Source organism: Acidimicrobiales bacterium, from assembly GCA_033344915.1.
Taxonomy (GTDB): domain Bacteria; phylum Actinomycetota; class Acidimicrobiia; order Acidimicrobiales; family Aldehydirespiratoraceae; genus JAJRXC01.
Map to the genome: position 1 here is coordinate 4,339,758 of JAWPML010000001.1, position 13,001 is coordinate 4,352,758.

At 69.9% G+C, this 13,001-nt stretch carries 10 protein-coding genes; 5 read left to right on the top strand and 5 right to left on the bottom strand.

All coding sequences use genetic code 11. The features are described 5' to 3' along the window. Positions 1-9 precede the first annotated feature (9 nt). Positions 10-3,297, top strand: a complete 3,288-nt coding sequence (locus tag R8F63_21270; protein MDW3221145.1) for a bifunctional proline dehydrogenase/L-glutamate gamma-semialdehyde dehydrogenase — start codon at positions 10-12, stop codon at positions 3,295-3,297. A 90-nt stretch (positions 3,298-3,387) separates the two neighbouring features. On the opposite strand, the gene R8F63_21275 is transcribed toward R8F63_21270, so the two are convergent. From R8F63_21275 to R8F63_21285, 3 genes are all read right to left on the bottom strand, one after another. Further along, positions 3,388-3,867 carry a prepilin-type N-terminal cleavage/methylation domain-containing protein gene (locus R8F63_21275; protein MDW3221146.1) on the bottom strand — a complete coding sequence of 160 codons (480 nt, stop codon included), beginning with the start codon at positions 3,865-3,867 and terminating at the stop codon, positions 3,388-3,390. An 88-nt stretch (positions 3,868-3,955) separates the two neighbouring features. Further along, positions 3,956-5,212: a type II secretion system F family protein gene (locus R8F63_21280; protein MDW3221147.1), complete on the bottom strand. Its 1,257-nt coding sequence runs from the start codon at positions 5,210-5,212 to the stop codon at positions 3,956-3,958. Position 5,213: 1 nt separating this feature from the next. Beyond that, complete coding sequence (locus R8F63_21285; GenBank protein MDW3221148.1) at positions 5,214-6,422, bottom strand: PilT/PilU family type 4a pilus ATPase; 1,209 nt, start codon at positions 6,420-6,422, stop codon at positions 5,214-5,216. Positions 6,423-6,467: 45 nt separating this feature from the next. Between R8F63_21285 and R8F63_21290 the strand changes: the two genes are divergently transcribed. Next, entirely contained in the window at positions 6,468-8,186 is a 1,719-nt protein-coding gene (locus R8F63_21290) for an ATPase, T2SS/T4P/T4SS family (GenBank protein ID MDW3221149.1), read from the top strand. Here R8F63_21290 and R8F63_21295 read toward each other — a convergent pair. Together R8F63_21295 and R8F63_21300 are read right to left on the bottom strand one after the other, a co-directional pair. After that, positions 8,179-9,225 (bottom strand): hypothetical protein, encoded by a 1,047-nt coding sequence (locus tag R8F63_21295; GenBank protein MDW3221150.1) that lies wholly within the window; start codon positions 9,223-9,225, stop codon positions 8,179-8,181. The genes R8F63_21290 and R8F63_21295 overlap by 8 nt on opposite strands. A gap of 572 nt (positions 9,226-9,797) precedes the next feature. After that, entirely contained in the window at positions 9,798-10,301 is a 504-nt protein-coding gene (locus R8F63_21300) for a hypothetical protein (GenBank protein ID MDW3221151.1), read from the bottom strand. Between the two features lie 144 nt (positions 10,302-10,445). On the opposite strand from R8F63_21300, the gene pilM reads away from it, so the two are divergent. Genes pilM through R8F63_21315 form a run of 3 tightly spaced genes read left to right on the top strand, consistent with a single transcriptional unit; the run spans position 10,446 to position 12,993 of the window. Then, positions 10,446-12,077 carry a pilus assembly protein PilM gene (pilM, locus tag R8F63_21305; protein ID MDW3221152.1) on the top strand — a complete coding sequence of 544 codons (1,632 nt, stop codon included), beginning with the start codon at positions 10,446-10,448 and terminating at the stop codon, positions 12,075-12,077. Further along, positions 12,074-12,715 carry a type 4a pilus biogenesis protein PilO gene (pilO, locus tag R8F63_21310; GenBank protein MDW3221153.1) on the top strand — a complete coding sequence of 214 codons (642 nt, stop codon included), beginning with the start codon at positions 12,074-12,076 and terminating at the stop codon, positions 12,713-12,715. Before pilM ends, pilO begins: the two co-directional genes overlap by 4 nt. Continuing rightward, positions 12,715-12,993: a hypothetical protein gene (locus R8F63_21315; GenBank protein MDW3221154.1), complete on the top strand. Its 279-nt coding sequence runs from the start codon at positions 12,715-12,717 to the stop codon at positions 12,991-12,993. The genes pilO and R8F63_21315 overlap by 1 nt, the downstream gene beginning before the upstream one ends. Positions 12,994-13,001 lie beyond the last annotated feature (8 nt).

A 13,001-nucleotide genomic window follows, 5' to 3' on the forward strand; every position in this document is an offset into this window, starting at 1 on the left:
ACTTGCGGGATGGCCGATCCCGCCGATGACTGCCTCGTGGCCGCAGAGCACGCGGTCGAGTTGGTCGCGAGGTGGGTGGGCGCAGCCGCCGAGCTGCAGACGGCGGAGGAGCGGCGGACCGCCGATCGCCTCGATGGGGTCGTCGCCGATCCCGACGGGGTGGCGTTCGCGATGGCGTTCGTGGACCGGGTGATCCGGGCCGAGGATCCGGTCGTCGCGGCCGGTCAGCTCGCCCACCTGGTCCGCGGCCGGCCGTTGCCGGCGTTCCTGTCGACGGTCGATCGCCTGTTGTTGCGGGCCGGCGCGCGGCTCGCCCCGCTGCTTCCGCGGGTCGTGGTCCCCCTCGCGCAGCGCCGGCTCCGCCAGCTCGTCGGGCACCTCGTCGTCGACGCGGAGATCGCCGGGCTCCGCAAGCATCTCGCCGCCCGCCGCGGTGCGGGGTTCGGTCTGAACGTCAACCTGCTCGGGGAGGCGGTGCTCGGTGAACGGGAGGCCCAACGCCGCTACGACGAGGCGCTTCGCCTCCTCGACGAGCCCGATGTCGACTATGTCTCCGTCAAGCTCTCCGCCCTCGTGCCCCACCTGAACTACTGGGACTACGACGGTTGTGTCGAGAAGGTGAGCGAACGACTTCGCAGCCTCTTCGAACATGCGGCGCACACGGCACCGCCGACGTTCGTCAATCTCGACATGGAGGAGTACCACGACCTCGAGCTGACCCTGACCGCGTTCATGGCGGTGCTCGACGAGCCGCCGCGGCGCGGGGTGAGCGCGGGGATCGTGCTCCAGGCGTATCTCCCCGACAGCTTCGAGGCGCTCCAGAAGCTGGTCGCCTGGGCGAGCGCACGACGGACGGCGGCTGGGGAGGGCGCGGCCGGCGAGATCAAGGTGCGGTTGGTGAAGGGCGCCAACCTCGCGATGGAGCGGGTCGAGGCAGCCATCCACGGCTGGGAGCAGGCGCCCTACGACACCAAGGCCGAGACGGACGCCAACTACAAGCGTTGTCTCGACTGGCTGCTCACGCCGGAGCACACGGCGGCCGTTCGGGTCGGCGTGGCGAGCCACAATCTGTTCGACGTGGCGTGGAGCCTCGCCCTCGCGGATCGGCGCGGCGTGAGCGACCGGGTCGAGGTCGAGATGCTCGAGGGCATGGCCCCCACCCATGCCCGGCTGCTCGGGCAACGCGGGCGGCACCCGTTGCTCTACACGCCGGTGGTCGCGGCGGCGGACTTCGACGTCGCGATCAGCTACCTGTTCCGGAGGCTGGAGGAGAACTCGTCGGAGGAGAACTTCATCCACCACCTGTTCGGGCTCCGGCCGGGCACGGCGGCGTTCGCCGCCGAGGCCGAGAAGTTCCGGCGGGCCGTCGCGGCGCGGGCCGAGGTCGCCTCGGGTCCGCATCGGACCCAGGACCGCACCGCACCCGAGCCCGGCGTCGACCCGGGAGCCCCGTTCCGCAACGAACCGGACTCCGACCCGGCGCTGCCCGCCGTCCGAGCATGGGCCCGCGACGTCGTCACCGGGCCCCTGCCCGGTGCGCTGCCGGAGATGGTCGACGCCGTCGATGCGGTCGACGCGGCGGTCGCGCGGGCCCGCAACGCGCAGACGTCCTGGGCGGCTCGCAGCACCGCGGATCGCCAGGCCGTTCTCCACGCCGTCGCCGACGAGTTGGCGCGACGGCGGGGCGATCTGATCGCGGTGATGGTGCACGAGGGTCGCAAGACGTTCGGTCAGGCCGATCCCGAAGTGTCCGAGGCGGTCGACTTCGCCCGCTGGTACGGCGATCGGGCCCGTGACCTCGACCGCAGCGACGGCGCGTCCTTCGAGCCGCTCGGCGTGATCACGGTGGCGCCGCCCTGGAACTTCCCGGTCGCGATCCCCGCCGGCGGCGTGCTGGCCGCGCTCGCCGCCGGCAACAGCGTCATCCTGAAGCCGGCGCCCGAGGTCCCGCGGTGCGCGGCGATCGTGGCCGAGTGCTGCTGGGCCGCCGGTGTGCCCACGGATGTCCTCCAGCTGGTGCGGGCGCCGGACACCGAGGTCGGACAGCGGCTCATCACCCACCCGCACGTCGACGCCGTCATCCTCACGGGGGGCTACGAGACCGCCGACCTCTTCCGGTCGTGGCGGCCCGATCTGCGGCTCTTCGCGGAGACATCGGGCAAGAACGCGCTGGTCATCACCCCGAGTGCCGACATCGATCTCGCGGTCGCGGATCTCGTCGCCTCCGCCTTCGGGCACTCCGGACAGAAGTGTTCGGCGGCGAGCCTGGCCATCTGTGTCGGGCAGGCCTACGAGTCCCCGAGGCTCCGCCGCCAACTCGTCGACGCCGTCACCAGCCTCGAGGTCGGCGGGCCGACGGATCTGGCGTCGGACACCGGACCGCTCATCGGCCGGCCGACCGGCAAGCTCGCCCGGGCCCTCGGCGACCCCGATCCGGGGGAGGACTGGCTGGTCGAACCCCAGCGGATCGCCGACGACGTGTGGCGACCCGGCGTCCGTCTGGGTGTCCGCCCCGAAAGCTGGTTCCACACCACCGAGTGTTTCGGACCGGTGCTCGGGCTCATGCACGCGGCGACGCTGGATGACGCCATCGAGATGCAGAACGCGACGCCGTTCGGCCTCACGGGCGGTATCCATTCCCTCGACACCGCGGAGACCGAGCGTTGGGTCGACGACGTGCAGGTCGGCAACGCCTACGTGAACCGGGGCACGACCGGCGCCATCGTCCGCCGCCAACCCTTCGGCGGATGGAAACGCTCGGTTATCGGTCCGGGGGCCAAGGCCGGCGGACCGAACTATGTCGCCCGCCTCGGCACCTGGCGCCCGGTCGACGAGCAGCGTGACGGCGACTGGCTCGCCGCGGCCGAACGGTCCGACCAGCGAGCCTGGGCCGAGGAGTTCGGGGTCGAGCACGACCCGACGGGCCTGTTCTGCGAGTCCAACGTGTTCCGCTACCGGCCGCTGGCGGCGATCGCCGTCCGGGCGGAGGCCGGAGCCGACGAGACGGAGCTCGCCCGGGTCCGTGCGGCCGCCCGGCGCTGTGGTGTGGCGGTCGTCGAGTCGGGTGCCTTGACGGAATCAGCAGAGGCGTTCGCGGCCCGGCTCCCGAGCCTCGGGGTCGACCGCGTCCGGGTGCTCGGTCCCGTCGACTCGGCGCTGCGCGCCGCCGCCAACGACCACAATCTCCACGTGGCCGACGATCCGGTCACCCGTGACGGACGGATCGAGTTGCAGCACTATGTGCGCGAACAGGCGGTCAGCACGACGCTGCACCGCTACGGCAACCTCATCACCTGACGCCCCAACGCGAAGAGCGTGGCATCCCGCCCGGATGCCACGCTCTCGCCGTTGTGTTCGACTCAGTGAGTTGGATCACTCAGGGTCGGATCACCAACCGGTCGACCGGGCCCGGCTCAGGGCCTGGTTGCCCGTGCAGGACGCCGACGACGAGCTGCCGTACAGCGTCGTGCCGCTCTCGCGGAGACGGATGTAGAAGCAGGTGCCCGAGTCGGACATCGCCGCGGCGCCCCACTCGGTGCCGTTGGACCGGGTGGCGACGCTGATGCGGTTGTCGTCGTTCGACGCCGAGTTGGCGGACAGCCAGGTGAAGCCCGGCTCCACGGTCCGCAGTTCGCGAACCGTCACGTCCCGGAAGTCGGCCTCGTCCGTGTAGATGACGAGTGCCGCCGACTGTGCGGTGCGCACGCTCGACTGAGCGGAGCGATCCTGCGCCCGCTCCCGCGCCCCGAGGTAGGTCGGGACGCCGATCGCGAGGAGAACGCCGATGATCAGGACGACGACCATGACCTCGATGAGGGTGAAGCCTCCGTCCCGCTTAGAGGTGTGTGCCTTCGTATTCCTGTTCATGATTCACTGTGCTCCTGGTATGCCGGGTGGCAGGTCTGTTGCCATTCCTTCGGCAGGGACCAAGTGCCTCACAAGATGCCGATGGTCACTATTGGACTAGGTCGATCACCCTGAACATCGGGAGATACAGGGCAATGACCATGCCTCCGACCAGCAGGCCGATCAGCGCCATCATCACGGGTTCGATGACCGCCGAGAAGCCGGAAACGGCGGTTTCGACCTCCTCCTCGAAGGAGGTCGCCACGATCTCGAACATCTGATCGAGGGCGCCGGTTTCCTCACCGACGGCGATCAGCTGGACGGCCATCGTCGGGAAGACGGGTGATTTGCCGAGATTCTGGGCGAGCGGCTCGCCGTCGCGCACGGCCTCCCGCGTGTCGAGCAGGGCCCGGGCGAACACGGCGTTGCCGACGGTGCCGGACGCGATACGCAGCGTCTCCAGCACGGGGACGCCCGACTTCGTGAGCACGGCCATGGTCCGGCCGAACCGCGCCACACTGCTCTTCAGCAGCAGGTTGCCGACGAGCGGAACCCGCAGCATCAGCCAGTCCCACCGATAGCGGCCCGACTCGGTCCGCTTCCACTGGCGGAGGGCGAACGCGGAGCCGACCCCCACGAGAATGATGAGCGGCAGATGGCCGGTGAGTGCGGCGGACACGTTGACGAGCGCCTGGGTCGGTGCCGGCAGCGGGCCACCGAGATCGTCGTAGATCCCGGCGAAGGTCGGCACCACGAAGAGCAGCATGATCGTGATCACACCGACGACCATCACCGACACGGCGATCGGGTAGGCGAGCGCGGAGCGGATCTTCTGGCGGGTCGAGACCGCCTGCTCGAGCGTGGCCGCGAGCTGGAGGAGGACGCTGTCGAGCGCGCCGGCGGTCTCGCCGGCTCGGACCATCGACACGAAGAGCGTGTCGAACACCTTCGGATGACGGCCGATCGCGTTGCTCAACGACTCGCCGCTCTCGACGTCGAAGCGCACCTGGCCGAGCGTCGACGCCAGCAGGGGACTGGTCGACTGCGAGGTCAGGACCTCGAGGGTGCGCAGCATGGGCACCCCGGCGTTGATCATCGTGGCGAACTGGCGGGCCATGACCGCGAGGTCACGACCCTTGACCCGGGGGCCGAAGCCGGGCATCGAATACTCACGCCCGAGGGCGGAGGCACGGGTCTCCTTGATCGACACCGGGCGCAGGCCGAGTCGGCGGAGGCGACTGATGGCCTCGTCCTTGGATCGGGACCCGAGTTCGCCCGTCTGCATCGTGCCCGTCTCGTCCAACGCCTTGTACGAGTACGTGGCGTCGGGCTGCGTATCGCTCCGGGGCTCGGCGATCGCGGTCATCTCATCGGCCCATCAACGATTCGAGGTTGGCGGCGCTGGAGGCCACGGTGCGGGCCACGAGCGGATCGACGGCGCCGCGGCGAACGAGGCCGGCGAGGGATTGGTCGAACGTGTGCATGCCGTCGTCGCCCCCGGTCTCGAGGATCGACGGCAGCTGGTGCACCTTGTCCGAGCGGATCAGGTTGCGAACGGCGGAGGTCGCCGTCATCACCTCGGTGGCGGGCACGAGGCTCTCTGACGTGGAGGGGACGAGACGCTGGCTGATCGAACCCTCCAGCGAGAGCGCGAGCTGGGAACGGATCTGCGCCTGTTGGTCGCCCGGGAAGACGTCGATGATGCGGTTGACCGCGCTGGTGGCGTCGCTGCTGTGGAGCGTGGCGAACACCACATGGCCGGTCTCCGCCGCGGTGAGTGCCACCCGGATGGTGTCGAGATCGCGGAGCTCGCCGATCAGGATCACGTCGGGGTCCTGGCGCAGCGCGCCCCGCAGGGCGGCCACATAGCTCTCCGTGTCGCCGCCGACCTCGCGCTGTTGGATGACGGACTGGAGCGGCACGTGGCGATACTCGATCGGATCCTCGATCGTGACGATGTGCGAGCGCGTCGACTGGTTGATCTCCTGGATCATGCTGGCGAGCGTCGTGGACTTGCCGCTGCCGGTCGGCCCGGTGACCAGGACGAGGCCGCTCGTGAGGGCGGTGAACCGGCGGACGGCGGCGGGGAGGCCGAGGTCGTCGAGGGCCGGGATCGTGTCGGGGACCAGCCGGATCGCCGCCGCGAGGCTGCCCGACTGACGGAAGATGCTCGCCCGGAACCGTCGGTTGCCGGGGTTGGTCCCGCTGAGGTCCAGGGCGGTGTCGAGGTCGCCGCGGGCGCTGAGCAGTTGCCGTTGGTCGAGCGAGAGCGGGGCGTTCAGCATCGTCGCCAGATCCGCCGCCGCGAGCGGCGTGCTTCCGGCCAGCGGGCGGAGTTCGCCGCGCACGCGCACGTGGGGCACGGTGCCCGCGCTGAGATGCAGGTCCGATGCGTCGGCCGCGAGCGCGGCGTCGAGCAGCTCGGTCAATCGGCCGTCCGTCGGTTCGCCGGTTCCCGCCAGGGCGTCGGCGAGAAAGGCTCGTCCGTCGTCGTCGAGCGTCCGCCAGTCTTCGTCGATGTCGTTGTGCACGGTGTGCCGGTCGGCCCCCTCGGGGAGGAGTTGAGCCTTCGTCACTCGACGTGACCTCAAGAGGAGCGACGCTCGGCCGATGGCTGGGGCATGGCACAGCTCGCGGTCGCCACGCGCCGCCGAATCGGCGAGATCCTCGTCGAACTCGAGATCGTCACCGAGGCGCAGATCTCCGCCGCGCTCGAAACCCAACGATCCAGCGGGAAGCGGCTCGGCGAGGTACTCCTCGAGGAAGGCCTCGTACGGCCGGGTGACCTCGTGCGGGCTCTGGCCGTCCAGTTCGATCTCGAGTTCGTCGACCTCAACGACCACCCGATCGACGTCGAGTTGGCGCAGCTCATCCCTCAGCAGATGGCGACCCGTCACCGGGCCCTCCCGGTCTGGCGTGCCGACGATCAAATCGTCGTGGCGATGGCCAACCCGGTCGACGTGCTCGCACTGGACGACATCCATGCCCTGGTCGGCCGGCAGGTCAAGCCGGTCATGGCTGAGGCGGCCCAGATCCTCAATGCCATCGAGCGCCTCGGCCACAGCGACTCGCGGGTACGCGAGACGATCCAGGCGGCGGTCGGAGAGAACCGGCAGTACGCCGAGATCGCCGACGTCTCGATCGCGTCGGACAACGACAGCGACGCCCCGATCGTGCAGTTCATCGATCTCCTGCTCGCCAAGGCGGTGCAGGAGAACGCGTCGGACATCCATGTCGAGCCGAGTTCCGACGATCTGCGCATCCGGTTCCGCGTCGACGGCGTGCTCCACGAGGCGATGTCACCGCCGAGTTCGCTGCGGGCCGGCATCATCAGCCGCATCAAGGTGATGGCGGACATCGACATCGCCGAGCGTCGCGTTCCCCAGGACGGTCGGTTGACCGCCCGGGTGAACGGCGAGGACTTCGACGTCCGTGTCGCGACGATTCCGACCGTGCACGGCGAGGCCGCCGTGCTCCGGATCCTGCACAGCACGGCCCGGGGCGGCGGTATCGGCACCATCGGTTTCCTTCCCGACCAGCTCGAACGCTTCAAGGAGGCCTACGAGCGTCCCTGGGGCGCCATCCTCGTGACGGGTCCGACCGGTTCGGGCAAGTCGACGACCCTCTACGCCACGATCGAGGAACTCCGCGACCCGACGCGCAACATCATCACCATCGAGGATCCCGTCGAGTACCGCATGGACGGCATCAAGCAGGTCCAGGTCAACCAGAAGTCGGGCATGACGTTCGCCCGGGCGCTGCGATCCTTCCTGCGGGCCGACCCCGACATCATGCTCGTCGGCGAGATCCGCGACGGCGAGACCGCGACGATCGCGATCGAAGCGTCCCTGACCGGTCACCTCGTCCTCTCGACGTTGCACACGAACAGCAGCGCGGCGGCGCCGATGAGGCTCGTCGAGATGGGCGTGGAACCCTTCCTCGTCGCGTCGTCGGTCTCCGCGGTCATGGCGCAGCGTCTTGCTCGCCGGCTCTGCGAGAAGTGTCGCGAACCCCGCGAAGTGCATCTCGACCAACTCGGTCTCGACGACAACGAGCTCTCGCTCCTGTCCCCCGACCTGCGGGCCGAGCAATCGTTCGAGGGTTTCCGGTCGGTGGGGTGCGAAGCCTGCTCGGACACCGGGTACCGCGGCCGGTTCGCCGTCCACGAGGTCATGCCGATGTCGAGCGAGATCTCGGATCTCGTCCTCGCTCATGCCCGGGCCGAGGAGGTCGAACGGGTCGCGGTCGATCACGGCATGGTGACGCTGCGCTCCGACGGTCTCCGCAAGGTCAAAATGGGGCTGACGACCGTCGAAGAGCTCTTCCGCGTCATCACCTGACGCGACGCAGGCTCACGATCCGCCAGGCCGTCGAGCCGAGCGACTCGAGCGACGTGTCCGGGCTGATGGCGACGCGGCCACGGCGGGGGACGGTAAGGGCGTCGACGGTGAGCGATCCGACGATGTCGAGGTCGTCGCTGCGGATCGACCGGCCCGGTGCGTAGACGAGCCCGTCGAGACGGGTGTCGGTGGCGCTGATGTCGGAGACGGCATCGGTGTTGGTGCCGTCGACGAAGAGCTGGAAGTCCGCCGCCGGCCCGGGCCGGTTGATGCGCGCGGTGTCGAGCACGAGCGGCACCTCGGCGCCGACGTGCACGATCAGGGGCGGGTTCACGATCGTGACGTCACCGACGAATTCGACGTCGGTACCCCGATCGTCACACACCACGGCGACCCCCGACCGACCGTCGACGACGCCGGTGAACGTGCCGTCGGTGGGGCACGGCTGGGTGGGCCCGGTCGGAGCCTCGACGGGCTCGACCGCCCGGGGGCCGTCGAGCGTCGTCGCGTTGGCGCAGCCGCGGCAGGTGCCGTCGGGTCGGTACAGCTCCTGTTGGCTGCCGGGGGACGGACCGGTGACGGTCATGGCGCCGTTGGTGCCGACCCGGCCGGTGATCCGGCCGGTGTTTCGGTCGAACGTCGAGTCGCCGACGACGAAGAGGCTGTGGGCGTGTTGGGGTTCGCGGCTGATGACCGCGGCGAGTGAACGGGTGAAATCGGTGCTCGTGGCCTCGGCCGCGATGTCCCACGAGGCGGCGCTGCGCGGGGAGGCGATGTACTCGTAGTCGGTGCCGTCCAGGGAGCCCGATCCGCTGAACCGGGTGGTCTCGCCCGCGTCGATGCGGGCGAAGGCCTCGTGCACGGCGAGCTCGGCGGCCGCGGTGGCCCGGGCGTCGTCGGTGTCGGTCCGGCTGCGGTCCAGGGCCAGGTGCGACCGGGCGAACATCGCGGCGGCGAGGAGGACGATGACCATGAGAACCGGCATCGTCAACAGCACGTTGCCGCGGTCCCTCGCCTGCGGGGTCGGTCGGGTCAGCATCCGTTCCCCCGGGGGCGCGGGACCGGATCGCCACGTCGGTCGACGCGACTTCGGTGTCGGTGCCGGTCGGCATCGCGAGCGTGATGCGAACGAGGGTCGTGCAGTTCGCGACCGTTGCCGCCGGGAGCGTGGTCGGATCGAGGGTCGATCCGTCCGCGCCGACATAGACGAACGGGGCGGTCGTGCCGTCCGCGGCGATGTCGGCGACGACGACCGACCGTCGACGCTGACGCAGCGTCGCGGGGTCGTAGGTGGTCCGTTCGAGTCCGCCCGAGGCGACCCGCCAATGGACCAGCTCTTCCGTGCCGAACTCGTCGACGACGGACAGCGGCAGGGTGTCGGTCATGCGGGCGCCGACGCGGGGCCGGTCGGTGGGTGTACCCGACCGAAGGTCCTCGGTGAGCAGCGTGAGCGCCCAGTCGAGCTCTGCGCGCGCGTCGACCCGGTTCGCCTGGGTTCGCTCGACCCGATTGGCGGTGCCGAGGATCGCGACGAGCGGCAGGGCGAGGACGCCCGTGATCGCCAGGACGACCATGACCTCCGTGATCGAGGTCCCTCGGTCGGTTCGGCGCTCAGCCATCGTCGGCGGGTCGGTAGAGACCCGTGTCCTGACGGATCGTGTGGTCGCCGACGCTGTCGTCCCACGTGACGGTGATCGTGACGAGCTTGTAGCCCTCGGGGATGCGGGTCGCGCCCACCGTGATGCTCGCCCAGGTCACGTCGCGCCGGATGTCGTAGGTGATCCCGTCGACGACGACGCTGGCCCGGGCCTCGACCCGTGCGCCGCCGCTGGTCACCGTCGGCCGGCCCTCGAACGAGCGACGAAAGCCGCGGCTTCCCGAGCTGATCCCGACGTCGTCGTAGGGCTGGGCCCGCATCGCCTCGATCTCGGAGCTGGCGACGCGCACGCCGGTGCTGCGGTTGTCGGCGACCGCGGTGGTCGTCGTCGCCGTGTTCATCGACACGAGCACGGCGAGGATTCCGACGCTCAGGAGCATGGTCGCGACGATCATTTCGACGACCGTCGTTCCCCGATCGGTCGTCGCACGGTCGCGGAGCGCGGGTGAGGACGTCATTGAGGTTCCTATCGGCGCCGATGCTCACCGGGTGAGAACTTTCGGCCCGAGGCTCAATCGCCGCTCCGGATCCCCGATAGGTGCTGATGGCATTGCGTCGTACGGACTTCGGTCCGTCCTCCCTCCGCCCCGGCGGGCAGTCCCGTGGCTGAACGAGTCGTCGGCCTCGCGCTCGATGACCGGGTGCTGCGCGGCGTCGAACTCCGCCCCGCCTCACGCCTGCGTCGACGGGGGCCCGAGGTGGTGCGCGCCGGCGAGCTGGAGATGCCGGTCGGCGTGGTCGACCATGGCGAGATCCTCGACGTCGAGGCCTTTTCCCGCCACATCAAGGACCTGTGGAAACGGGCCGGATTCCGGTCGAAGCAGCTCGCGATCGGCATCGACGCCCGATCTGCCGTGATCCGGCGAGCGACGCTGCCGGCTCTGGCGCCGACTGAACTCCGCCAGGCGGCGGCGTACGAGATCAGCGATCTGCTCAGCTACCCGCTCGACGACGCACTCGTCTCGTTCCAGGAGGTCGGCCGGACCACCGGCGAGGACGGCGAATCCGTCCATGCTCTCACCCTCGCGATCAGACAGCAGACCCTCGTCGACGTCCATGGCGCGATCCGCGGTGCCGGACTGCGGGTGGCGCACAGCCAGCTGACCCAGTCCGCCCTCGTCGCCGCGATCAACGAGCAGGGCCTGTGTCCCGACGACACGGTCGGCCTGATCGTGGACGTCAGCCAGGACGTGACCAATGTCGTCCTGCACGACAACGACGGTCTCCTGTTGTCGCGCGTCGTGACCGCGGGCGTCGGCACCGAGTCATCGCTGTCCGACCAGCTCCAGGTCGAGCTCGACATCCTGAGCGGCTATGGGAACAGCTCCGGCGATCCGGCCGCGACCACTGCGGGGTCGGCCGGCCTGACGACGCTGATGCAGGGCATCCGGCGCACTGTCGACTACTACCGCAGCGAGATCGACGACCGCCCCATCGATCGCGTCGTACTGTGCGGTGAGCAGTCGAGCGCCGCCGGCCTCGCCCAGGGCATCGCTGAGTCGTTTCCCGAGGCCGATGTGCTCCGTCACGAGCGGCCATCGGTCGGTGAGGAGGGCAGCGAATACGACGACTCCTACGCGGTCGCGCTGGCTGCGACGGGCCCGGCCGCGAAACGGCGTTTCGATCTCGTCCCGACGGTGCATCGTGAGCAGCGGGCGACGCGCGCCAGGGTTGCCGTCGGCGTCGTCGGTGCCCTCGCCATCGCACCCCTGCTGTACGCCGACATCGAGGACCGGCAGGGCATCGCCGACGAACAGGCGCAGATCGCCCTCGGTGTCGAACGCCGGGTCGACACGTTGCGTCTCGAGCTCGAAGCCTTCGACGATCAGCTGTCCGTCGAGAGTCTCGCCCGTCGCCAGACGGCGCGCGTCGAGGATCTCCTCGCCGCGGAGTACCCGGTCGCCACTGCGCTTCGCCAGCTCGCCGAGGCGATGCCGGCCGACACGTTCCTCATCTCGGCCCGGGTCCAGCGGGCCGCACCGGGCGAGACGTCCACCGGCTACGACGGCCCCGCCCCGCTCGCGATGCTGACCCTCACGGGTGTCGCGCCGGACATCGATGGTGTCGGACGATGGGTCGAGGCGGCCGAGACGGTTCCGCTGCTCGACGGTATCTGGCTCGCCCAGTCCGCGATCGGACCGTTCGACGCCACGGAGCGGGTCGGCGCGGTGTTCACCGTCGACGCCGTTCTCGTGGCCCCGACGTTCCCCGATGACACGGAGGCGGACGGATGACCCCGCGCTCCATCGCCCAGGTCCTCGCGCCGACCGCCGTGGCCATCGCCGCGTGGTTCGCGGTCGGTTGGCTTCCGTCGCAGTCCGCGTCCGCGCAGGACGCGGAGGCCGAGGCCCAGGCGGAGTTCGCCCTGCTGGCCGCCGAACTGGCCGACGCCCGCGCCCTCGGCGCGGAACTCGATGCCCTCGAAGCGGACATCGAAGCCGCGGAGAAGGCGGTGCCGGCCCAGCGGGAGGTCGGCACATTCGTTCGGTTCGCCCACTCGGCTGCGACCGAGTCGGGGGTCGTGCTCGATCAGATCGCACCGCTCGCGGTGTCCTCCGACACGGACCCGGACAGCGAAGCCCCGCTCCCGTCGGGCACCTCCTCGATCCTGATCAGCATCGGCGCGACCGGCAGCTACCTGGATCTCATGTCGTTCATCGACGCGCTGGTCGCGGCCGACCGCCTCGTGCTCGTCGACGGCGTGGAGATGCGGGCCGACGAGTCGGACTCGGCGATCGTGATCCTCGATGTCGAGGTTCGGATCTTCACCACGGAGAGCCTCGTCGGCGTTCCCGATCTCGGCTTCGACGACGAGTTCCTCGACGATCCGGTCGACGATCCGGTCGACGAGCCGATCGAGGGGGAGGCCTGATGCCCGCCACCGGCGCCACCGCACCCTCGCGCAAGCTGCTTGCCGTGCTCGCCATGACGCTCGTGTTGGCGGCGGCAACCGTCGGCCGGTCGTTCGTGAGTCCTGGGGACGACGGGGATCCGGACGACTACTTCGACACGTTCGACTTCGTCGACGACGGCACCGAACGGATCGTCCTCGATCCGTGGGAGCCGCCGACCGAGCCGCGCGACCCCTTCCTGCAGGTGGACCTCGGGTTCGCCACGCCCGAGGACGACCTCGGCGAGACCGCGCCCTGACCGCTCCG

Bases quoted from the DNA above. Each gene is read 5' to 3' on its own strand.
- R8F63_21270 (MDW3221145.1), top strand. From the start codon at position 10: ATGGCCGATCCCGCCGATGACTGCCTCGTGGCCGCAGAGCACGCGGTC.
- R8F63_21275 (MDW3221146.1), bottom strand. From the start codon at position 3,867: ATGAACAGGAATACGAAGGCACACACCTCTAAGCGGGACGGAGGCTTC.
- R8F63_21280 (MDW3221147.1), bottom strand. From the start codon at position 5,212: ATGACCGCGATCGCCGAGCCCCGGAGCGATACGCAGCCCGACGCCACG.
- R8F63_21290 (MDW3221149.1), top strand. From the start codon at position 6,468: ATGGCACAGCTCGCGGTCGCCACGCGCCGCCGAATCGGCGAGATCCTC.
- R8F63_21295 (MDW3221150.1), bottom strand. From the start codon at position 9,225: ATGCTGACCCGACCGACCCCGCAGGCGAGGGACCGCGGCAACGTGCTG.
- R8F63_21300 (MDW3221151.1), bottom strand. From the start codon at position 10,301: ATGACGTCCTCACCCGCGCTCCGCGACCGTGCGACGACCGATCGGGGA.
- pilO (MDW3221153.1), top strand. From the start codon at position 12,074: ATGACCCCGCGCTCCATCGCCCAGGTCCTCGCGCCGACCGCCGTGGCC.
- R8F63_21315 (MDW3221154.1), top strand. From the start codon at position 12,715: ATGCCCGCCACCGGCGCCACCGCACCCTCGCGCAAGCTGCTTGCCGTG.